At 67.7% G+C, this 20,877-nt stretch carries 15 protein-coding genes and 2 pseudogenes; 6 read left to right on the top strand and 11 right to left on the bottom strand.

The window, feature by feature from the left end; translation table 11 throughout:
- Positions 1-4: 4 nt before the first annotated feature.
- The 3 genes from OG900_21845 to OG900_21835 all read right to left on the bottom strand — a co-directional run bounded on the left by OG900_21845 (position 5) and on the right by OG900_21835 (position 4,370).
- Positions 5-337: a YciI family protein gene (locus OG900_21845; GenBank protein ID WUH92485.1), complete on the bottom strand. Its 333-nt coding sequence runs from the start codon at positions 335-337 to the stop codon at positions 5-7.
- A gap of 1,331 nt (positions 338-1,668) precedes the next feature.
- Complete coding sequence (locus OG900_21840; protein ID WUH92484.1) at positions 1,669-2,088, bottom strand: hypothetical protein; 420 nt, start codon at positions 2,086-2,088, stop codon at positions 1,669-1,671.
- Positions 2,089-2,147: 59 nt separating this feature from the next.
- Positions 2,148-4,370: a SpoIIE family protein phosphatase gene (locus OG900_21835; protein ID WUH92483.1), complete on the bottom strand. Its 2,223-nt coding sequence runs from the start codon at positions 4,368-4,370 to the stop codon at positions 2,148-2,150.
- 734 nt (positions 4,371-5,104) lie between these two features.
- Between OG900_21835 and OG900_21830 the strand changes: the two genes are divergently transcribed.
- Entirely contained in the window at positions 5,105-6,211 is a 1,107-nt protein-coding gene (locus tag OG900_21830; protein ID WUH92482.1) for an endonuclease NucS, read from the top strand.
- A gap of 417 nt (positions 6,212-6,628) precedes the next feature.
- Positions 6,629-6,883: pseudogene (locus OG900_21825) on the top strand (helix-turn-helix domain-containing protein).
- Positions 6,884-6,979: 96 nt separating this feature from the next.
- Here OG900_21825 and OG900_21820 read toward each other — a convergent pair.
- The gene (locus tag OG900_21820) at positions 6,980-7,915 is read right to left on the bottom strand and encodes an NADP-dependent oxidoreductase (protein WUH92481.1); all 936 of its coding nucleotides are present in this window, start codon (positions 7,913-7,915) and stop codon (positions 6,980-6,982) included.
- 93 nt (positions 7,916-8,008) lie between these two features.
- Complete coding sequence (locus OG900_21815) at positions 8,009-8,809, bottom strand: dioxygenase (protein ID WUH92480.1); 801 nt, start codon at positions 8,807-8,809, stop codon at positions 8,009-8,011.
- 235 nt (positions 8,810-9,044) lie between these two features.
- Between OG900_21815 and OG900_21810 the strand changes: the two genes are divergently transcribed.
- A complete protein-coding gene (locus OG900_21810; GenBank protein ID WUH92479.1) occupies positions 9,045-9,518 on the top strand; it encodes a MarR family transcriptional regulator in 474 nt (157 codons plus the stop codon).
- A gap of 97 nt (positions 9,519-9,615) precedes the next feature.
- Here the strand turns inward: OG900_21810 and OG900_21805 are convergent, their stop codons facing one another.
- Entirely contained in the window at positions 9,616-9,810 is a 195-nt protein-coding gene (locus OG900_21805; GenBank protein ID WUH92478.1) for a hypothetical protein, read from the bottom strand.
- 25 nt (positions 9,811-9,835) lie between these two features.
- On the opposite strand from OG900_21805, the gene OG900_21800 reads away from it, so the two are divergent.
- Complete coding sequence (locus tag OG900_21800) at positions 9,836-10,816, top strand: transcriptional regulator (GenBank protein ID WUH92477.1); 981 nt, start codon at positions 9,836-9,838, stop codon at positions 10,814-10,816.
- A 369-nt stretch (positions 10,817-11,185) separates the two neighbouring features.
- On the opposite strand, the gene OG900_21795 is transcribed toward OG900_21800, so the two are convergent.
- The 5 genes and pseudogenes from OG900_21795 to OG900_21775 all read right to left on the bottom strand — a co-directional run bounded on the left by OG900_21795 (position 11,186) and on the right by OG900_21775 (position 15,458).
- A complete protein-coding gene (locus tag OG900_21795; protein WUH92476.1) occupies positions 11,186-12,805 on the bottom strand; it encodes a hypothetical protein in 1,620 nt (539 codons plus the stop codon).
- Between the two features lie 339 nt (positions 12,806-13,144).
- Positions 13,145-13,399: a hypothetical protein gene (locus OG900_21790; GenBank protein WUH92475.1), complete on the bottom strand. Its 255-nt coding sequence runs from the start codon at positions 13,397-13,399 to the stop codon at positions 13,145-13,147.
- Between the two features lie 50 nt (positions 13,400-13,449).
- Positions 13,450-13,959, bottom strand: a pseudogene (locus OG900_21785) (hypothetical protein).
- A 442-nt stretch (positions 13,960-14,401) separates the two neighbouring features.
- The gene (locus OG900_21780) at positions 14,402-14,866 is read right to left on the bottom strand and encodes a hypothetical protein (GenBank protein ID WUH92474.1); all 465 of its coding nucleotides are present in this window, start codon (positions 14,864-14,866) and stop codon (positions 14,402-14,404) included.
- Positions 14,867-15,017: 151 nt separating this feature from the next.
- The gene (locus OG900_21775) at positions 15,018-15,458 is read right to left on the bottom strand and encodes a hypothetical protein (GenBank protein ID WUH92473.1); all 441 of its coding nucleotides are present in this window, start codon (positions 15,456-15,458) and stop codon (positions 15,018-15,020) included.
- A 581-nt stretch (positions 15,459-16,039) separates the two neighbouring features.
- On the opposite strand from OG900_21775, the gene OG900_21770 reads away from it, so the two are divergent.
- Both OG900_21770 and OG900_21765 read left to right on the top strand, forming a co-directional pair.
- Positions 16,040-19,468, top strand: a complete 3,429-nt coding sequence (locus OG900_21770; protein WUH92472.1) for an AAA domain-containing protein — start codon at positions 16,040-16,042, stop codon at positions 19,466-19,468.
- A complete protein-coding gene (locus OG900_21765; protein ID WUH92471.1) occupies positions 19,455-20,864 on the top strand; it encodes a hypothetical protein in 1,410 nt (469 codons plus the stop codon). The genes OG900_21770 and OG900_21765 overlap by 14 nt, the downstream gene beginning before the upstream one ends.
- The last annotated feature ends 13 nt before the right edge of the window (positions 20,865-20,877 follow it).

Below are 20,877 nucleotides of genomic sequence, written 5' to 3'. Positions count from 1 at the left end.
GGTATCAGATCCGGTAGTCCTGGACCGGCCGCACCTCGACGGACCCGCCGAACTCGTACGTCGGGCACCCGCGCGCGACCTCGACGGCGTCTTCCAGGGACGCTGCCTCGAAGATCATGCTGCCGGTCACCAGATCCTTCGACTCGGCATACGGTCCGTCGGTGACCAGTTCGCGGCTACGAACAGTAGCCCCCGGTCCATCGAGTGCGGTCCCGACGTTACGCCTGTCCTGTCCGGCCAACTCCTCCGACCAGCGATACCACTTCTCGAGATGGGCCTGAAGCTCGGATGGCGACAGGTCGGACCGGGAGACAGCACCTCCACGAAAGACCAACATGAATGTGCTCCGCGGGACGTGGCCCGCGCCGTCAGATTCCGACATCACAGCCTCCGTGTTTCCGCCGCCAGGCACGCTCGGGCCCACCGGCCCCCTGGGCCCGGCCCCAACGCAGCACCAACCGCAACAAGTCCAGCTCGAAAGCGATACCACAGCATCGGCCGATGCCGGACCACAACAGTCCCACTTCCGACCGGGCGGCAACGCATCGTGGCCGGCTCTCCGCTGGGGTCGCCCGCGATCGCGTGGAGGGGGAGCCGCCGAGTAGCCGAAAATGCCGGCGTGAGTCTGCTGGTCCTCGGTGTGAAGGATGACGAATGTCCCGGTTCACCGCATGTGGCACTCGTCGAGCAGGGTCTCCGCGAGCGGTCGGCGCGGGGGTTCCGGCGATTTCTCCTCGTACTGCCGGACCGTTGGCCGGTCCCGAAGCGGCGGGTGATGCGGTCAGGGGCAGGTCCTTGGGCGAGGCTTCGATTCTCCCATGCAGGGGGTGACGTATTCCCGCGCATGAGGCGGTGTCGTGTCTGCGGTGCGTTGTGGTGGGGGCGGGCGTGGCGGCTCGGGCACGGGTGGTGTGGTGCTCGGTGGGCTGCGTCGGCTCGGATGCCGGAGACCTCGGGTCTCGTGCGAGCAGGCCAGAACGACGCATGGGAGCACGAAGGTGGACGGCAGTGCTGCGGCTGCTCCGCACCGGCCACGCAGGTCGGCCTGCGGAGAAGCGCCAACTGAGACCACCCACGTCGATGGCCCCCACCGCGAGAGGTGGGGGCCAACGACGTCGTGCCCGGTGAGGCACTGGCGGAGGATACGAGATTCGAACTCGTGAGGGGTTGCCCTCAACACGCTTTCCAATGGGTCACATGACTGTCCGGGTGGGGTCGTAACGATTCTGACCTGCGGCGGAGTGGTTGGGCCAGCGCCCTCCGAACAATCTTGGACGGGCGCGAATGAGACCGGAAATGAGACCGGCCTGCGCTCGCTGCCGGCGATCACCGCGAGGCGGTAGGAACCGGTCACGTACGCGAGGAATCCCCTCCGTGGAGCGCTTGCTCCGCGATGGCGGCGATGCGCTCCACGTGATCGCGCAGCCGGGCAAGCTCTGTGGTCTGCCCTCGGCCTGCCGTAACCGCGGACAGGGCCGCGACGGCAGTTTCTTGGTGTTCGGTGGTGCCCAGTACTTGGGCGGCACGGTGGAGCAGAGTGGTATCCACCCTAGCAACCGACAACGCTTCACCTCCCTCTCCGAGGGGCTGCACATGTTCTGCCACAGCGCTGACGAGGGTGGCGCTCACCCATTGTGGCCCTGCCGGTCACGGATGCGTGGGCATACGTCAGACCTGGCCGTAGAGGGTCGCCAAGTCAATCAGTCGAATGTCGGGGTCGGCTGCTGCTGTGGCGTGTGCCTTGTCGTTGAAGCCGGCTCCGCTGAAGCAGATGAGCTTCGTACCGGCGGTGTCGTAGCGACCTGCCAGGGTGACGAGGTCGCGGATGTGGCGGAGGCGGTCGATGTGGGCAGCGCCCATGACGTCGTTCCACTTGGCCTCTCCCAGGGCGAGGAACGGCGGCTTGGTGCCTTCCGCGATGCCGATCACCGCCACGTCGACCTCATGACCGGTTCGGGCTTTGGGGTCGTGGACGACACCTTGTCCGACGCGGGCGGGCAGGCCGCGCAGAAGTTCGGGGTCGGCGTGATGGAGCGCCCAGTCGGGGTCGGCGTGAGGCAGCGCCCAGTCGCGGCAGACCTGCTCCAATCCCTCGGACCGGTCGACGCTCCAACTTGCGGATCGGCTCTGACACGCAACCTAGGCGCTCAGGCGGCACGCGGCGCGGTGTCGGAGACCGCACCAGGCGGCTCACCGGTCGGCAGCTGCTGCTCGGCCCAGATGCATTTGCCGTCCTGAAGATACCGGGCACCCCAACGCCGGGAGAGGGCTGCGACGAGTTGCAGGCCGCGTCCGCCTTCGTCGGTGGAGTCGGCACGGCGGATGCGGGGAGTGTTGAGGCTCCCGTCGTAGACCTCGCAGATCAGGGTCCGGCTACGCAGGAGACGCAACCGGACCGGGCCGCTGGCATGCCGGACGGCGTTGCCGACCAGCTCGCTCACCAGCAGTTCCGTGGTGAGCACGAGGTCGGCCAGCCCCCACGTGGCGAGCCGTGCGCGCACGTACTGGCGGGCCTGACCGGCCGCCCGGGGATCGTCGGCGAGGTCGCATCCGACGACGTCGCACGGGTCGGTGCACCGGGTGTGGACGATGAGCAGGCCGGCGTCGTCGCTGGTCGCCCTGGCATCGGGCAGCAGGGCCGAGACGACCGTGTCGCAGAGCCCCTCGAGGTGCCGGACATCGTCGTCCTCGTCCGCGACCCGGAAGTACGAGGTGGAGGACGCGACCTGGGTGAGGACCTGCTGGAGGCGTGCCCGGCCCTCCTCCACGTCCTGGGTGGCCGACTCGATGAGCCCGTCCGTGCACAGGACGAGCAGGCTCTCGTCGGGCAACTGAAGCTGGTGTGTCTCGAAGGGCGGCTGTGCGGCGCCCAGTGGCGGGTCGGCGGCAACGACAGGGCTGTCGACGGTGCCGTCGCCATGGACGACGACCGGTTGGGGGTGCCCCGCCACGGCGTACGAGCAGGTCCGGGCGACCGGGTCGAAGACGGCGTACAGACAGGTGGCGTAGGAGTCGTCGCCCAGCTCGGATACCAGGTCGTTGAGCCGTTCGAACAACTCGTCGGGAGGCATGTCCAGGTCGGCGAGGGTGCTCACGGCGGTGCGCAGCCGTCCCATGGTGGCCGCCTCCGCGATGCCGTGTCCCATCACGTCGCCGATCACGATCGCGACCCGGTCTGCGGACAGCGGGATCACGTCGTACCAGTCGCCGCCCACTCCCTCGCCCTGGGCTGCGGGCAGGTAGCGGGCAGCGGCGCAGGCCGCGGGCAGCCGGGGCAGTGCACGGGGCAGGAGACCGCGCTGCAGTTCCCGCGCGCGGGCGTGCTCCATGTCGTACAGGCGGGCCCGCTCCAGGGCCTGTCCGACCAGGCCGCTCAGGGCCGTCAGGAGGGTGCGCTCCTCCTCGCTGAAGGGGCGCGGCTCGCTGAAGGACACCGTGCACAGGCCGATGGTCCGGCCGGAGGCGATCATGGGCAGGAACGCCCACGCCTCCTTCGGCGACTTCACGCTCACCCGGCTCATCGAGGGGTAGAGCCGGTCGTACTCGGCTTTCGACTCGATGAACCGGGGGGTACGGCTCCGTACCACGTCGTGCACCGTGGCGTAGTCGGACAGCGGGAACCCGTCCATCAGCCTGGTGAACTCCTGCGGGTAACCGGCAGAGCCGACGGCGTACAGCCGGTCGTCCTCGTTGAGCACCTGGACCAGGAGCCCGTCGGCACCGAACGGGGGCATCACGTGGTCCGCGACTGCCTGAGCAACGTCCTGGGCAGTCACGGCCTGGCCGAGCGCGGCCGTCAGCTCACCCATGAGGGCGGAACGCGCGACCACCGACCCCGAACCAGGCGCCGACGGCTGTGGCACACCCTGCACGTGCGCCGCGGTCCATGCCGCTACCGCGCGCAGGAAGGACCACTGCATCTCGTCCGGCTCGCCTGCCCCGTCCGTGAGCACGGACAACGCCCCTATGGGTCCTTCGGCGCCGAGGAACGGCACCGCGGCGGTGCCGGATGCCCCGATCCCCAGGGCGTCCCCTTCCACCCACACGTAGCCGCCGCGCCGGGCGGCGCGTGCGGGCGCCGCGTCCTGGTCTGCACGCAGCTGGGCCCACCCCTCGGCGTCGGCCGGGGCGGACCCGTAGGAGGCCACCATCCGCAACCGCCCGTCTGCGGGCTCACGCCAGTGGGCCAGGGCTACCAGGCCGCCCAGGCACACCTTCGCCTGTCGAAGGGCCAGGCCGAATACCGAGGCCAGGGTGCTGTCCGGCGGCACTCCCTCCGGGGAGGCGGGCCGGGCAGCCGACAACGCCCCCGGGTCCGCCGCAGCCAGCGGACCGGAGCTGCCCTCTGAGGTGGTCCTCGCAGCTGTCATCTCGCCCTGCTCACTGTTTGCTCAGGGGGACGGAGAAACCGGAGAAATCATCGGATTACCCCCTGTTAATGACGCTAGCACTCTTCCGGAGGAACCTCCTCCCGCGGTCTGTTCCGCACCATCGGGGCGACCGCCACCGGCGCGCGGTTGGCCTGCGGCGCCCGCTGTCCTGTCCTGGGAGGTTGTGGACAGTGGTGATGATCACCGTCTTGGGATCTTGAACGGGTAAGAGCCTTCCGGGGCCGGTGTGGATTGCGGCATCTACACCAGCCGGAAGCCCCTGACGCCACACCGTAATGCGCCCCTGAGCAATACCGGTCGTGGCTTGCGCGAGCCCGCGGGGGCCCGCGCGACCACAGCGACGACGCGCCCCTTGGACGTCGATCGGCGCTCCACAGGGCGCGCTCACCGCTCCCTGCGCCAAGACTTCCGATGTGGGCGGCATCTGTGGTCCGGTCAGCTGGAGACGGATGCGATCACGTCATCGAGGTTCATGGCCAGGTCGAGGAGGCGGACCAGGTGGCGAACAGCCCGCCCCGCAGCCCCTCGGCCTGATCGGGGTCGGCAACGGTGGCCGTCGCCGCCATCGTCACGACGGAGTCCACGGGCAGCAGGACCTCGGCGGCTGGGGCAGTGGATCCCTTGTCCGGCCATATGGAGAGATGCCGGCAGACCTCGCCGTGCGCTGATATCCCTTGACTCGCAGGGGACATCGGATCGAGGAGGGGACCGCTGTGCCGCTTGAGTTCGGGTTGTGGCGCGTGGACGACCGACCAGTACGTGTCACCACGACGCCGATGCCGCTGGAGTCCCGGCTGGAGGAGCTCATCGTGGCGGACCCGGCGATCCTGGGTCGGCCGATACTGCTGATCGGCCGGCAACTGCTGACACGCCACAGCAAGGTCATCGATCTGCTGGGCATGGACGCCGAGGGCTGCCTGCACGTCCTGGAACTCAAACGGGACCGCACTCCCCGGGATGTCGTCGCCCAACTTCTCGACTACGGAAGCTGGGTTCAGGATCTGAGCAACGAGCACATACGTGATATCTACGCGGCCTACGCGCGGGACACCGGAGCGGCAGAGGAACTGGACGAGGCGTTCGCCCTCCGGTTCGGGACCAGCCCGCCGGATGCGCTGAACGCGGCGCACACGCTCACGGTGGTCGCGAGTGAGGTCGACGCTGCGACCGAGAGAATCGTCACCTATCTGGCATCGGGCTTCCAAGTCCCGATCAATGTGCTCTTCTTCCGCTACTTCGTCGATGAGGGCCGTTCGTACCTGGCCCGCTCCTGGCTGATCGACGATGTCGACGCTGCGGAGACGTCCGTGGGAATCACGACCGGGGGAAAGCGGGAACCGTGGAACGGCACGGACTGGTACATCTCGTTCGGCGAGGAACCCGGCGGCCGTAGCTGGGACGACGCACGCCGCTACGGCTTCGTATCCGCCGGCGGTGGCGACTGGTTCTCCCGCACCCTTCGTGCCCTGCCCGTCGGAGCACGCGTCTTCACCCACATCCCCAAGGCCGGCTATGTGGGCGTCGGGACCGTCTCCAGCGAGGCGCAGCCGTTCGAGAGCGTGGCTCTCACCGTGGACGGCGAGGCAGTGCCCATGAGCCGGCTCCCTCTCCAGGGAACCTACCAACACGCCTCCGGCACTCCGGCAACGGAATCCGGTGAGGACCGCCGCGAATGGGTCGTCCCGATCACCTGGGAGAAGGCTGTCCCACGCGATCAGGCCCTGTGGCGGGCGGGCTTCTTCGCCAACCAGAACTCCGCGTGCAAGCTTCGAGCCCACTTCACCATCGACGAGGTCTCCCGCCACTTCAACATCGCCTGACACCGTCCGACCGGGCACGACGTCGATGGGCCCCACCGCGAGCGGTGGGGCCCATCGACGTCGTGCCCGGTGAGGCACTGGCGGAGGATACGAGATTCGAACTCGTGAGGGGTTGCCCCCAACACGCTTTCCAACTGATCGTCCGGGCGTCCGGTCGGGTTCGTCAGCGTCCTGACCTGCTGCGGGGTGCCTCGCCCCTCTCCTTGTGGACCTCCGCGGACGCGGCTGAATGCAACCCGAACTGCAACCCCCGGGCCCCCCGGCCCGCTGGCGGCACAGGAACCCTGGCGGCCCTTGGCCGAGCGAACGGCGGGACCAGGCCGCCGTCCCTGTTCGTCCTGCGCGTGGTCGTCACGCGAAGGTGACGTCGGCCAGGTCGCAGGAGACGTCCCACAGCCGGGCAGCCTCCCCGACTTCCTGCGCCGCCGCCGCGAGGCGCTTCAGCCGGAGGACGCCGCCCTTCCCTCAGGTGCGCGTCGGCGGGCTCGGGGTCTGCGGCGTGAGGAGGTCGCGTCCCTCGCCGTGATGTCGACCGACTACTACACGCGGCTGGAGCAGCAGTGCTGTCCGCAACCCAGCGAGCACATGCTGGCCTCTCTCCCCCGGGCGCTGCGGCTGACGGGCAACGAGCGCGACTACCTGTACCGGATCGCCGGCCACGACGCACCGGCGCCGAGGAGCGGGGGAGCAGTGGCGACGCCGAGTGTGCGCCGCATGATCGCCGGCGAGCCGGACGGCAGGTGGCCCGGTTGGGCCGTGAGGGTGTGGTCAGGGGACGAGTACGACCGTCTTGCCGGGCAGTCGCCCGGCGGCGGCGTCCTCGTGGATGGCGGGGAGGTCGGTCACCGGACGGCGGGCGGCCACGTGGATGTGGAGCTTGCCTGCGTCGATCTTGGCGGCCAGTTCGGTCAGCTGGGTTCCGTCGGGGCGGACCCACAGGTTCGCGCTGCGCACTCCGCGGGCGGGGTCCTCGGGAACCGGGCCGGCGCTGCTGGCGGCGGTGCCGCCGTCGGCGACGTAGTCCGTCAACCGCGCGAGCCCTTCCGGGGAGAGGCGCACGTGGTTCACCACGACCTGGAACGGGCCGCCCACGGCGGCCGGGCCCGCGGCGAGATCGAGGGGGCCGGCGACCCGCTCCGCACCGTAGCCGCGGAGGCGGTCGGCGTGCTGCGGGCCGTCCACCGCGGTCACGTGCGCTCCCGCGTCGACGGCGAGCTGCACCACGAGGCTGCCCACCGCGCCTCCCGCCCCGTTGACCAGGACGGTCTGGCCGGGCTTCAGCTCGGCCAGTTCGTAGACCAGCTGCCAGGCCGCGAGGCCGGTCAGGGGCAGCGCGGCGACGTCGGCCAGCTCGACGGTCTTCGGTGCCGGGGCCAGGGATTCGGCCGGGACGAGGGCGTACTCGGCGGCGCCGCCGGCGGAGTCCAGGGGCAGCATGGCCACGACCGGGTCGCCGACCGTCAGGCCTGTCACACCCACGCCGAGTTCGGCGACGGTGCCCGCCAGGTCGATCCCCATCACATAGGGGAAAGTGATCGGCATCAGCTCGGCCAGGTGGCCGGCGCGGATGTGGTCGTCGACCGGGTTGAACGACGTGGCCGCCATCCGTACCAGCACCTGCCCGGTGCCGGGAATCGGCCGGTCCACGTCCTCGTAGCGCAGGACCTCGGTGCTGCCGTACTCGTGGAAGCGCATGGCCTTCATGACAGTTGTCTCCAGGGTGTGTTGATGCCGTCGCCACGGGATTGAGGCGATCGGACGGATAGGGGGAGCCACGTCGACGAGGTGTCGAGGTGCTCAGGTCAGCTGCAGCGACCGGGTCGAGTTGCCCATCACCATGCGGTCGATGGCGCTGATCGCGCTGGCGGGGTCGTCGGCGCCGCCGACGCTGCACAGCAGCGGGACGAAGTGGTCGGCCGTCGGATGGGCGACGGCGGCGCCGGGCGCCTTGCGGCGGTAGTCGGTGAGGGCGTCGGCGTCGCCCCGGGCGAGGGCGTCGACGGCCCATGCGTCGAAGGCGGTGGTGTCGGAGGCGAGCTCGGGTCGGTGGAAGACGGCGAAGCTGTGGGTCATGAAGCCCGAGCCGAGGACGAGGATGCCTTCGTCGCGCAGGGGCCGCAGCCGTGCCCCGAGGGCGAGCAGGGCGGCGGGTTCGAGGCTGGGCATGGACAGCTGTACGACCGGGACGTCGGCCGCGGGGTACATGGCCATGAGCGGGATGAAGGCGCCGTGGTCGAGGCCGCGGCCGGCGAACTGGTGCACCGGCGTCGGGCCCAGCAGGCCGGTGAGGCGCCGGGCCAGGTCGGTGGCGTCCGGGGTCGCGTAGGGAAGGGTCTTGTAGCGGGGGTGGAAGCCGCTGAAGTCGTAGTACAGCGGGGTGCCGGCCGCGGCTCCGGAGATTGCGACCGGTGCCTGTTCCCAGTGGGCCGAGACGACGACGATGGCCCGCGGTTTGGGCAACGACCGGCCCCAGTCGAAGAGGGCGTCGAGCCACTGCGGATCGTCGAAGGTGAACGGGGCGCCGTGACTGACGAAGAGGCTGGGTAGGGGCCCGTCCGAGGGTTCCCATATCCGCTGGTCGCGCGCCTGTCGCAGCACCCGGGCGAGGAGGTCGTCGTACGCCGCGGCTGGCCCGCGTGATGTAAAAGGTGAGGTCAGATTGGTCGCTGGAGTCACAGAGATCAGCTCCTTTACTTGCCTAGGCACATGAAGAAACTTGCCTGAGCAAGTGGAAGGTACCCCGCATTGAGTTGCCTGGGCAAGTGAGAAGCTACCCCGCAATGAGTTTCCTGAACAAGTGATGCGAGTTGCCGGGGCAAGTATGATGGGACTCATGGACACGCGGTCACCCTGGCTTGACGACGAACAGCAGGACCTGTGGCAGGCGCTGCTGACGGTCGTCATCGCCCTCCCCGCGACCCTCGACCGCCAGTTGCAGCGAGACGCGGGCATCTCCAACTTCGAGTACGGGGTGCTGGCCCGGCTGTCCATGGCCGACGAGGCCACGATGCGGCTCAGCGACCTGGCCCGGGTCTGCGACAGCACCCAGCCCCGCCTGTCAAAGGTCATGGACCGCTTCGAAACCCGCGACTGGGTCACCCGCCGACCCGACCCCGGCGACGGCCGGTACACCCTCGCCACCCTGACCGACGCCGGCCGGCAGAAGCTCGTCGAGAGCGCGCCGGAACACGTGGCACAGGTCAAACGGCTCGTGTTCGACCCGCTCAGCGCCGCCCAGCGCCGCCACCTCACGGCCGCCCTCACCCGCATCGCCGCCACACTGCGCCAGGAACTCGCGAACGGCTGAGCACCGCCTCGGACGCAATCCTGTGCCGCTCCGTCGCTGTCCGTCTCTCGCGGCGTTGCCGGTCCAAGTCGGCCCCGGAAGGGGCCGGCGCCGACCGTCAGGGCTGGCGGATCGTCGGATTGCCCGCGGATTCTGCGTCCTGCTCCCGTTCGATGGTGGCAGACCGGCTGGCGAGCAGCTTCAGGGCGTCTTCAGCCGCGGTTTCGGGAGGCGCGCTGTAGACGACCACGCTCAGGCCGCTTTCGTCGCGCAGGCAGCGGCGCAGACTCCAACGTCTCCCCGGGTCCGGCATCGGTGAAGGAGAGGAGGGCACGGAGGTGGATCGACGACGCTTCCTCGGCGCGGCAGCTGCCGCTGCGACCGGCGCGGTCGCGCTGCCTGGTCTCGCGGAGGCCAGGCAGGGCTTCAATGCGGCTCTGTCCGGCTCCGACGCAGGTGATCTCGCCTACCTGGACGGGGCGTTCGAACGTCACCGCGGGGGCTACCGCGGTCGTCCGCCGGCGGTCGTTCTCGCGGAGATGCGAGGTGACCTCGACCTGCTGCGGGACGTTCTCAGCTGCCCCCACGCGACCGGGACCCGAGCGGACCTGGCCCGTACGGCAGCCGGGATCACCGGACTGGTGGCGATCATCCAGCACGACCGCAGCGACCAGCGCGACGCGCACGGCTGGTTCGCGACCGCCGAGCAGGCAGCCCGCGAGTCAGGCGACCGGCAGATGCTCGCCTGGGCACTGGCCCGGCACGCGATGGTCCCCCTCAACTACGGCGCCCCGCGCTCCGCAGCCGACCTCGCCACGCGCGCCCGCGCCGAAGCCGGCCAGGCGCCGTCAGCGGCTGCCGCCCTCGCCGCGGCCGTCACCGCTCGGGCACTCGCGTCCGCCGGGGACGACCAAGGCGCGCTTCGTTCTGTGGCCGACGCCCGCCTGATCGCGGGGCGCATTGACGGGAGCCAGTCCGCCGACACGTGGTTCGGTTACCCGCTGCAGAAGCACCACGTCCACCTCTCGCAGGCGTTCACCCTCATGGGGCGTACGCGCGAGGCATACGCCGAGCAGGAGGCGGCGCTGGCCCTCACCACATCGCCTTCCGTGATGACGCGGGCGCCACTGGAGATGGACGCCGCCACCTGCCTGAACGCGGACGGCGACCCGGTGGCGGCAGCCGACAAGGCGGTCGGCATCTGGGAGCGGCTGCCGCAGGCGTACCGCGACGGGCTCGTCCGCTCACGGGCCGAAGCCCTGCACCAGGCACTCCCCGGCGCCGCGCACGCCAGGCTCGGCGAGGCACTGGCGAGCTGACGTCGGGGCGGGCCGCAGCGCCAGTTGGGCTCAAAACGTCGATGGCCCCCGCTGCGAGCAGCGGGGGCCATCGACGTCGTGCCCGGTGAGGCACTGGCGGAGGATACGAGATTCGAACTCGTGAGGGGTTGCCCCCAACACGCTTTCCAACGGGTCACGAGGCTGTACACCAGGAAGCGGGTGCGAACTGACCAGGGACGGAACCGTTATCCGGGGTGGCTGTGGACGGCCCCGGACGTAGCTGAATGAGACCAGAACTGAGACCAGCCACCCTCATGAAGGGTGGCCGTGGGTATGCCACCACCGCCCCAGCCCAGTGGAAGGCACGGCGAGTAGCGGGGTCAGGCAGCCGCTGCTCGCCGCGAAGACTCAGTCGCCGGTCACAGTGATGAGCAGCGGTCCACCCGGCACAGGCAGGGCGGGGCCTTGGGGGTAGCCGTAGGGCGTGCGCAGCCCGCCGACATCCGTGAGGTCGAAGCCGACCGTGTACACACCCGGCGCAAGGCCATCGTACAAAGGCACAGCCAGGATGAGTGGGCCGCTCGTCACAGGACTGACGCCACCGGATCGGCCGCCAACCGAGGTGCCGTTGGCGTCGTAGACGGTGACGCTGAATCGGTCGATGCCCACGAACGATGTCACATCGAGGGTCAGTTTGGCCTGGCCCGGCAGGGAGTCGGCAGAAACGGTTGTCGTGTCGAGCGAGGCTGCGTTCACCACCGGGGCCGCGGTGTCGGGAATCTGGGTCGCCACCAGATTCAGGGCCGGTCCGTGGAAAGCCGCACCGTAAGCAGCCGTCTCACCGGCGCCGTCGGTAAGACCGATTCCCGAGACGGTGCACTTCCTCGTGTAGATCGGCGCTGCATACATTTGCACAGAGACCGTTCCGTCGGCTGCTATCACCGGGTTCTCCGTGACCGAACCGCTGCAGTCGTCCGACAGAACCGTCACGGACGCAATCCCTTCCCGGACACCGGACGGCTTCAGCGTGACGGTCAACTGCGCCATGGAGTCCCAGTTGTTGAACTGCCCAGGGCTGATGGCGAAGTCGGATGCCGTCAGCGTGCTGTTCTGTGTCACGCGCACGGGGTCCTGGGACAACTCCCTGCTGACGCTGACGTTCCCCGAGGCGTCGAAAAGCCTGAGGCGGGACGGCGACCAGTCCCCGGCGGGAGCCCCAGCGGGGATGGTGACATCGACCGTGCAGAAGACATCGTGGTTGTCGTACGATTCGCCGTCCCCGCACACCATTGAGCCGTCGGGGCTGGGCACCAACTGCATCGATCCACTGGCCGCCGCGCCCTGCGGGCCTGCGAGGAGGAGTTGGCCGCGGAAGAAACCGGAGTCGGCGTCGTCGATGTACACGGAGTAACTCACAGTGACGGACTCGTCGGCGTTGTAGAGATACGCCGGCTGGTTCAGTACCGGTGTGAAGCTGTCGTATGTCGGTCCCGTGGAGTCGACCAGTTCCGTAGCGGTGAACGCTGCGTGGAAATCGGCCAGTTTCTGCCGCCCCACGGTGGCAGTTCCGCCCTGATCGTCCTTCGCCGCAACCTTCACGACAGTCCATCGCGCCGTGGACCGGGCCGCATACTGCGGAATCACGAAGGCATAGCTGTACTCTGCGGACGCCATCGTGCCCGCGATCGCGTTCGCCTGGTACGGCCATTGCGGTTGGAACGAGAAAGTCAGGTCGTGCGGTGCCCCGATCAGGCCTCCGTCGTCATCGACCTGCTGAATCGTGATGGCGCCCAACATGTCGGCCGCTGCGTCGTTCCCGTCCGTGACAGTCCAGTCGAACGTCACCGTGCCGCTGCCTGAAGTGGCGTCCACGGTGTCCTGCTCGACGCTCAGTGCCGTCAATGCGATCCCGGCCCGCCGCTGCTCTTCAGCCTGTGCGGGCGCCCCCACCAACGCGCTGAACAGCAGCCCTCCGACAGCGGCAGCCAGTACCCTCAGCGCCCAGGGTCTCCTCTTGACCTGCTTCATGAATACCCCTCCCTCAGACCCGCCTCTGCGGCGAGCCGAGCGATAGTAGCAGTGGCAACTCCCCCCTCCCCAGCGAAATTTGCATCCTCCCATGGAGATCGGCTCGGGCCAGCGAGTACCGCAGCCGCCCCTCCCATCCAGCGACGAGACTGGATACCTCAACGGCCAATAACTACAGCTCACGGGTCGCCGCCTGAGGCAAGGAGCTCCCCACGGAGCAAGTGGGGATGATAATCCCATGATGTTCGAAAAGAGTGTCTGCGTTGATGCTGCGACAGCAGAACAATCAGCCTGCTGACCCCTCGATCCCCCTCGGCAACCTGATTCCACGGAGAAACCTCAGGCGTTACGGGATTCCCAAGTGCCGCGCCGAATTCCATTCACTCGGGGCTTCGATCGTTCGTAGGCATTCGCGGCGTCTGCGTCGCCGAACATCGTCGGCAAGGGGTGGGCGAGCTTCTCAAGTTCCTCGGAGCCGTACCAGCGCATAACCTCAAGATCATCCGGCCACACTTCCAGCATGCTGGGCGCGATTCCACCCTGCGCCTGAAAGAGCATTTCATCCCAGTGGCGATGCAGGGAGGGGGCCGACATCGATCGACTCAGTCCCGACGGTCCTACCGGGGACGATCCGGTGAGCACCGCTATTCGCCGCGCAGCCACTTCTCAAGAGCGGCGAAATCCGCGGCGGTGAGGCCGTGACGGTGGTCGACGCGGTGCAGGAGGGTTCGGGCGGGGTGGTGAGCGTTGGCCCAGGTGCGGTCGGCGTCGGTGATCTCGTCGTCGAGCCAGGCGACGGGGCGCCCGGCAGCCCAGCCGAGAAGAGTGCGGGTCTTCCAATACAGGCCAGCAGGCTCGGGCTCCCCGGAGGGCTCCGGCCAGGTCACCACGGGGGGCTGCGGCAGACCCAGGAGCGGCGCGAGGCACTCGTTGGCCTCGGACTCCCATGTGGTGGCTCACGCCAGATCGCACGGAAGCGCCAACCGCCGCGGCCCGAGGGCGGGATCGACTCTGGCCAGCCACGGATTCCCGCCAGTTCCCTGCGGCACGTACGTCGGATAACCGTCCGGGCACTGCTCCCGCGTCGCCCCGAAAGGGAACAGCGGTCCGTCCACGTCAAGGAAGAGGACGGACCGCGGCGGGGTAACGATCACACCTGCACCGTACGGGCAGAAAGGCCGCCCCGGAAGCGGGCCGAACAGCCGCCCGCCCGAACATGGCCGCCCCGCCGGCGCAAGCCCGAACGTCGATGGCCCCCGCTGCGAGCAGCGGGGGCCATCGACGTCGTGCCCGGTGAGGCACTGGCGGAGGATACGAGATTCGAACTCGTGAGGGGTTGCCCCCAACACGCTTTCCAACTGTTCGTCCTGGGGTTCAGACAGGTTCGTCAGCGCCCTGGCCTGCCATGGAGAGGCTCGGGAACTGATGATCGGACCGTGTTGAACGGGGGTGAATGCAACTGGAACTGCAACTGCGGAGAAGGCTCTCCTCGTGGCTCCGCGCTGTTCGGGAACGCGTCCTCCCTGCGCTCCTCCCGTCTCGTCAGGCGCAGGGGGTCAGGCGGGGCTGAGTTCCGGACCGTGATGAATGGAAGGCTCAGGCTGCGGAGGCAGTCGTGTCTGCCGTCTTCGGCTCTGCGCCGACCTGACGGAACAGTCGCAGGACTTCCTCGAAGACGCCTTCCGGGTCGTCGGTCTCCATTACCAGAACAGCCACCACGTCGAGGGCGTGGTCGACCTCGCCGCCAGAGTCCTTCTTCGCCTGCTCGATGCGTTTCAGGCTCCGCGCCACCTTCGGCCGAGCCCCGGCGAAGGCAGCCGGCAGCCTGTCAAGGGCGTCGGACAGATCCCATCCCTCGGGAATGAAGTACGCCGCCTGCGTCGGGTCCTGGCTGACCACCTTCACCATGGGTTCCGTGATCTTCGGCCCATTGGTGATCTCCACGTCCAGGAGCAGCTTCGAGGCGTCACGATACAAGGCCGTCAAGTCCGGGGCGTGCCCTTCGAGGACTACCTCGGAAACGGTGATGCCTTCGGACGCCAGGAGCGCGCGGGCGAGCACGGCTGCCGTGCCGAGGGAGAGGCCCCCTCGGGGTCATAGGTGACGGTGAAGCAGTCGTCGTCACGGCGCAGGCTGATGGCCTTCCCTTCCAGAGCATCCCCTTGGCGCAAGTGGAGCGACACGGAGAAAAAGCGCTCCCAGGTAAGAATCGTCATGCCGATACCTCCCCTCGTTGCCAGCTCCGCCTCAGGCCGTCACAGTGGTCACCCCTGTGGCCATGCTGCTGGGTGCACAGCAGGCGGTCAGGCCAGGTGTCGTGGTTGTCCCGCTGGCCGTCCAGCCGATCACCGGTGAGCGGGTCCCGGCCGGGACGTCGCTCCATGCACTGGGACCCGACAAGGCCGGTGAGGGCGCTGCGGAGAGGGCTGGGGTTGACAGTGGTGCGCTGGCTGGCGATCTCCGCCATTTGCTTGGGAAGAATGTCCAAGATCATCTGGGGAGCTGCCTGCGGGTCGTCCGCCTCGCGGCAGGTGTCGGCCAGGTCCTTCGCCAGTTTCGCGATGACCAGTTCTCCGATCGGCGTGATCCGACCGTTCTCGGTGACGAGGGTGTCCGGAGGAAGCTGGTCGAGGTCGAGGTCGGTGGTGGTCATGCGATCACCTCGTCCTCGGCATGTACGGCGGTCATGATCGTTCTCCTTCGTGGGGGCGTGGGCGGATGCCCCTGCCGAGAGGCCGGCTGCGAGCAGCGGGGGCCTTCTCTTGCTGTCCTAGTCGTCCCGTCGGCGGGTCGCCAGGCGTCGCTCCCCGTTCGAGAGACATGCGTGCGAAACCGCTGCCCAGCAGTAGGATCTGTGTTTTTGGTGGCAGCCCAGCAGTAGTGGTCAGCCTCCCAACGACGCTGACCGTGCCAATGTCGGCAGTCGGCTCCGCCCGCCTACCCGCCCACCCCGGCAGCCTGCAGCGGAGGAGCTGATCTATTGGTGGACTACCAGCGCATTCTCACCGCGGCTGGCGAAGCCTCGAACACGATCTGTTGCCGCCCCGGCAGCGGATCCACTGGATCTCCCGTGCCGCCAGCCGCCGCGTATTCGACCCGCGCCCGTCCTGCAAACCCCCGATGCCCCGGGATAGTCCCTACCCACTTGGGGCAAACTGCTGATCCTCCATGAAGCCGCTGGCAAGATGGCAGCTGCGGTCGGCTGCGCGGCAGCCAAGGAGCAAGGAGCAATGGGTGGGGACGACGATTAGCGGCCGGTTTCTGTTGCTCCATCAGGCGGCCCGCTCAGGGGGTTTGTCCGAGGTCCGCAAGGCCGTGGACATCGAGAGCGCTGGCGGTGACCACGTCGCTGTGAAGCTGCTCAAACAGCGCGAGGACGACGCGATCACCCGGATCTTCCTGGAGCGGGAGACCTCGGCGCTCAAGGCACTGAACCATCCCCACATCGTGCGGATGCTCGACTCTGGCTGGGATCAAGGGTTGGAGAGGTACTTCATCGCCCTGGAGTGGATTGACCGCAGCCTCAAGGACGAGATGGCAGATGGCCGTCCCCTTGACTGGACGGCCTACTTCACGCGTATAGGTGGACCGCTGGCTTCCGCTCTCTCGTATGCCCACGAGAAGGAGATCGAGCACCGTGATCTGAAACCGGGAAATGTCCTGCTGGCCAGTGACGGCACCGTTAAGCTTGCCGACTTCGGGATCGCCAAGATCCTGTCCAAGGCCGCGGCGGTGACTGACGAGACGGTCGCAGACTTCCGGTCCGCCCTGTACTCGCCACCCGAGCAGAGTGAGACAGTCCCGTACGTCCGTGACGTTTATGCCTACGCGGTCCTGGCCATTCAGGTCCTCTCCCGCAGCCAGGCACGTGACTACCACGATCTGGCGACGGTACTCGACGGTCTGGAACTCGACACCGAGATCCGCAATGTCCTCAGTACTTGCATCGACCTCGACCCGAAGAAGCGGCCAGCCAACGCCATCGTGCTGGAACACCGGCTCTTGGAGGCTGAGCGGGTCTGCGAAAACCGTGACGCCCGCCAACGCAACGCGCTCTGGCTGAAGATGACCCGTCGCGCGGCCGAAAGCCTGAGCACCGCCTCGGCTGGAGAAGAGATCGACTGGGATGCGGTGAAGAACACGGTGTTGGCGGACATCTCCGGCATCGTTCACGTCGACTACGGCTACAACGCGCAGAGCGACGAGGTCGACACTGGCACGGTGCGGGTGTTCGGCCAGAGCCTGTTCCTGCGCCTGGTCAATGACGAGGAGCAACCCGACCGATGCGTCATCGTCTCGGCGGAGGAGCGAGCAGAGGAATGGATGGCCAAGCGTCGCGCCTCCGCCCTCAAACTCGGCCCCATCCTCACCTGGACGTTCAACGACCCGGGCGAGGACCCGGCGTATGACGGCCTCAACCTGCTGCTGGGCGGTCTCGACGCAGAACTGGACGCCCGCGAGATCCTGGTCAAGGAGGGCAAGCGTCAGCAGCTCGGAGACCTGTTCGACGGCTGGCGCCGTGTTCTGGAAGCCCGCGAGGAGGCGGCGGCCAACGGGCGGCAGCCGATCCAGTACGAACGGTCGGAAGGTGGCGGGCGCACCCGGGTCTTCCATCTCGCCGCGCCCGACACCTCCGCCGAGATTGGCGAAGAATGGTCCGTCGCGGAGTACCCCTACAGTCGGCCCATCGACCGTGGCGAGATAACCAACCGCACGGACGACACCGTCGTCCTGCGAATGACGCGTCCCCAAGCTGTCCTGCCTGCCCGGGGTGTACTGCTGCCCTTCCTTGGGCCCAGCCAGAATGCGATCAACCGGCAGCGCGACGCACTCACCGCAGTCGCCGCCGGCCAGACCGCCAATCTTGACCTGCGGCAGATCATCGATAACCCCGGAGCCGTTCAGGTCGGCCCGCCCACCGAGGTCACCACCTGGGTCCGCGCCGATCTCGACCAGAGCAAACGAGATGTCGTCGCCCACGCCCTGGGCACCCAGGACCTACTGCTCGTCGAGGGACCACCCGGCACCGGCAAGACCACCGTGATCGCCGAGATCGTCGAGCAGACCCTCAGCCGGCATCCCACTGCCCGTATCCTCATCGTCAGCCAGACCCACATCGCCATCGACAACGCCCTCAAGCGCCTTGAAGATGCTGGCATCACTGGGCTCGTCCGCCTTGGCCGCGTCGACGATCCACGGGTCGCCGAAAGTGCCCAGCCGTTGCTGCTCGACCGGCAAGTCAAGAAGTGGACCCAGGGCGTCCGGACGCGCGCTGAACGGCATCTGGAGCACGTGGCCGCCAACAGCGGCCAGCAGCCCAGTCACCTCAAGGCGGCCTTGGTGCTGGAAGAACTCGCCGCTGTGGCCGCCGACCTCGCACATGTGACGGCCCGCCTCGCCGAGCTGGCGAACCAGCCTGTGCCCGAGCGCACCACCTCAGCCAGGGAGCTCGGCGAGGAAGTCGTCACCACCCGTGCACGCCGAGAACAGCTCCTCGAACAGCGGGCAGAGCTGTTTGCCGAAGTGCAGACCATGCTCGACGGCGAACTTACCCTCCGTGAGGAAATGAGCGCCGCAGATGCCCGCGACGTCGTCGAGGCGCTCCTCGGCCCGGCCGGGACCGGCAGGGAACTGATGCATCTGTTGCGCCTCCAGGGCGAATGGCTGCAGCGAATCGGCACCGACCAGAACCTGATCGCGGGCTTCCTGCGCACCCGGCGCGTCATCGGCGGGACCGCCCTCGGCTTCCTCGGCCACCCGGCGGCCCGGGATCTCGAATTCGACCTGTGTATCTTCGATGAGGCCTCCAAGGCGACCGCGACCGAGGCGCTGGTGCCAATGGCCCGGGCTAAGCGGTGGGTGCTGGTCGGTGACACTAACCAGCTGCCTCCCATCGATGAAGATCTGCTGCGCGACGAAAAGATTATGGCTGACCACCAGCTCATCCCCGAACTGGTGAAGACCACCCTGTTCCAGTACTTCGCCAACTCCACTGAGGCACCCGTCAAGCACCTGCTGCGCGAGCAATACCGGATGACCCCGGCGATCGGCAACATGATCAGCAGCTGCTTCTACGGCAACAAGCTGATCTCGCCGAACGACCATGTCCTTCCGGGCTACAGCACGGTCAACAAACCCGTCCTGTGGCTGGACACCAGCGCCCTGCCGAACCGTCGCGAGGACGAGCAGTCCGCCGCACAGACCAGCATCTCCAACCGCCTTGAGGTCCAGCTCGCGATGCGACGCCTGGAAGTCATCGACCGGGCCATCGACAAGGGGGTGATCAAGACTCCCGATGGCAAGCGCCTCGAAGTCCTGCTGATCGCCCCCTACGGCCGTCAGGTCGAAGAGCTCACCAAACGCCTAGCTTCCCTGAAACTCAAACAGATCGCTCCAGAAGTGCTCTCCGTCGACGCCGTACAAGGCCGCGAATGCGATCTCGTCGTGTTCTCTGTGACCCGCAGCAACATCAGCGGCCGCTTCGGATTCCTCGGCCAGCCCTACTGGCGCCGCATCAACGTCGCACTCTCCCGCGCCCGCTACGGCTTGATCATCGTCGGCGACGCTGGCTTCTGCCGCAGCAAGCCCGGCGCCCTGCGCGACGTCCTCGACTACATGAGCGGCCACCCGGAAGACTGCGAGATCCGTAATGCCTACCTCTAGCCCCGCCTTCGGCGACGACAGCCTCCTAGCTCTCCGCTTCCACAACACCCGTCCCGGACTCGAACTCATCCAGATCGCCGACGCCGCACTGCCTGTCGCCCGGATCACCGCCGAGGTTCTCGCACAGGACAGCAAGGACCTCCCGCTCATGGAGGAATTCGTACTGCGGCTGGTCGACCACAACGTGAGCAACTCGCGTGGCATCGCCGGCCTACTCGGCCTGCCTGAAAACATGGTGGACCGGACCGTCGCCGTACTGTTCGGCTCAGACGACCTCAAATGGGCCCGCCCAACCGCCGCAGACACAGGCCGGGCCCCCGGCCTGCGGCTCACAGACAAGGGCCGTCTCACCGCCCAGAAGGCCGCCGCGGTAGCACCCGTGCGGGTCAACCAGCCCCTCGTCTACGACCAAATGCTTTGGAAAGTAGCCCCCTACGACCGCCGCACCACCATCCCGCGCGGGCAGGCCGAGGATAACGGCATGATCATGCTGCCCGTCGCAAGGTCCGGGCCCGTCAACGACGGAGACATCACCGCAGCCGAAATCACCGCTCTGCTCCGCGAGAACGGCAACAACAAACGCGAAGTCCTCCAGGTCAAAGGCATCTCCCAGGCCCCGGCCCGTCGTGTCCTGCCGGTCAAACTCCTGGTGTACGCCGACGCGGACCGTACCGACATCGAAGTCGGCATCGTCGTCGACGGCGAACTCAGTCAGGCTCATGAACTCGCCCTCATCGGCCACGGTGGTGCCAAGGCCCTCGGCATCACTGTCGCGCCACCCCCCGAACGCCCGCTTCTGGACCCCGACCTTGAAAAGGCCCGCGTACCGCTGCAGGAGGTCACCCAGCACCGTGCAGAACAGGCCGCATTCCAGCTCGGCGCTCACGTCCCCACGCCTGGTCCGCCAGCAGTTCAGCAGCCCCAGGCAGACGAGATCCGAGCCATCGGCGTCTTCGAGCATCCGGATGTCCTCGACGACGCACTCACCAACGCCCGCAGTCGGCTCTTGATCATCTCTCCGTGGATCAAGAACGCAATCATCACCACTGACTTCCTCAGCAAGCTCGAACGACGGGTCAAACAAGGAGTCAAAGTCGACATTGCCTACGGCTACGAGGAGAACGACACCAAGACCGACCCGGCCTCCGTCCGTAAACTCACCAACCTCGCCGACCGCTACCGCGAAAAACTCAGCTTCACGCGCCTGAAGAGCACCCATGCCAAGGTTCTTGTCTACGACGATGTTTGGGTGACCACGTCCTTCAACTGGCTTTCCTTCAAGGGTGACCCCGAACGCACCTACCGCATGGAAGAAGGAAGCCTTGTCCGCAACCGCCAGATCGCCGACACCCAGTACGCCCGCTACCTTGAGCTGATTGCCGATCAACGCCGATGACTACTGAACTTGA

Origin of the sequence: Streptomyces sp. NBC_00433 (assembly GCA_036015235.1) — a bacterium.
In the GTDB taxonomy this organism is placed as follows: Bacteria; Actinomycetota; Actinomycetes; order Streptomycetales; family Streptomycetaceae; genus Actinacidiphila.
This window is presented reverse-complemented; position numbering and strand designations above follow the sequence as displayed.

Excerpts from the sequence above, each read along its gene's own strand:
- OG900_21845 (WUH92485.1), bottom strand. The coding sequence starts at position 337 with ATGTTGGTCTTTCGTGGAGGTGCTGTCTCCCGGTCCGACCTGTCGCCA.
- OG900_21835 (WUH92483.1), bottom strand. The coding sequence starts at position 4,370 with ATGACAGCTGCGAGGACCACCTCAGAGGGCAGCTCCGGTCCGCTGGCT.
- OG900_21820 (WUH92481.1), bottom strand. The coding sequence starts at position 7,915 with ATGAAGGCCATGCGCTTCCACGAGTACGGCAGCACCGAGGTCCTGCGC.
- OG900_21810 (WUH92479.1), top strand. The coding sequence starts at position 9,045 with ATGGACACGCGGTCACCCTGGCTTGACGACGAACAGCAGGACCTGTGG.
- OG900_21805 (WUH92478.1), bottom strand. The coding sequence starts at position 9,810 with ATGCCGGACCCGGGGAGACGTTGGAGTCTGCGCCGCTGCCTGCGCGAC.
- OG900_21795 (WUH92476.1), bottom strand. The coding sequence starts at position 12,805 with ATGAAGCAGGTCAAGAGGAGACCCTGGGCGCTGAGGGTACTGGCTGCC.
- OG900_21790 (WUH92475.1), bottom strand. The coding sequence starts at position 13,399 with ATGTCGGCCCCCTCCCTGCATCGCCACTGGGATGAAATGCTCTTTCAG.
- OG900_21775 (WUH92473.1), bottom strand. The coding sequence starts at position 15,458 with ATGACCACCACCGACCTCGACCTCGACCAGCTTCCTCCGGACACCCTC.
- OG900_21765 (WUH92471.1), top strand. The coding sequence starts at position 19,455 with ATGCCTACCTCTAGCCCCGCCTTCGGCGACGACAGCCTCCTAGCTCTC.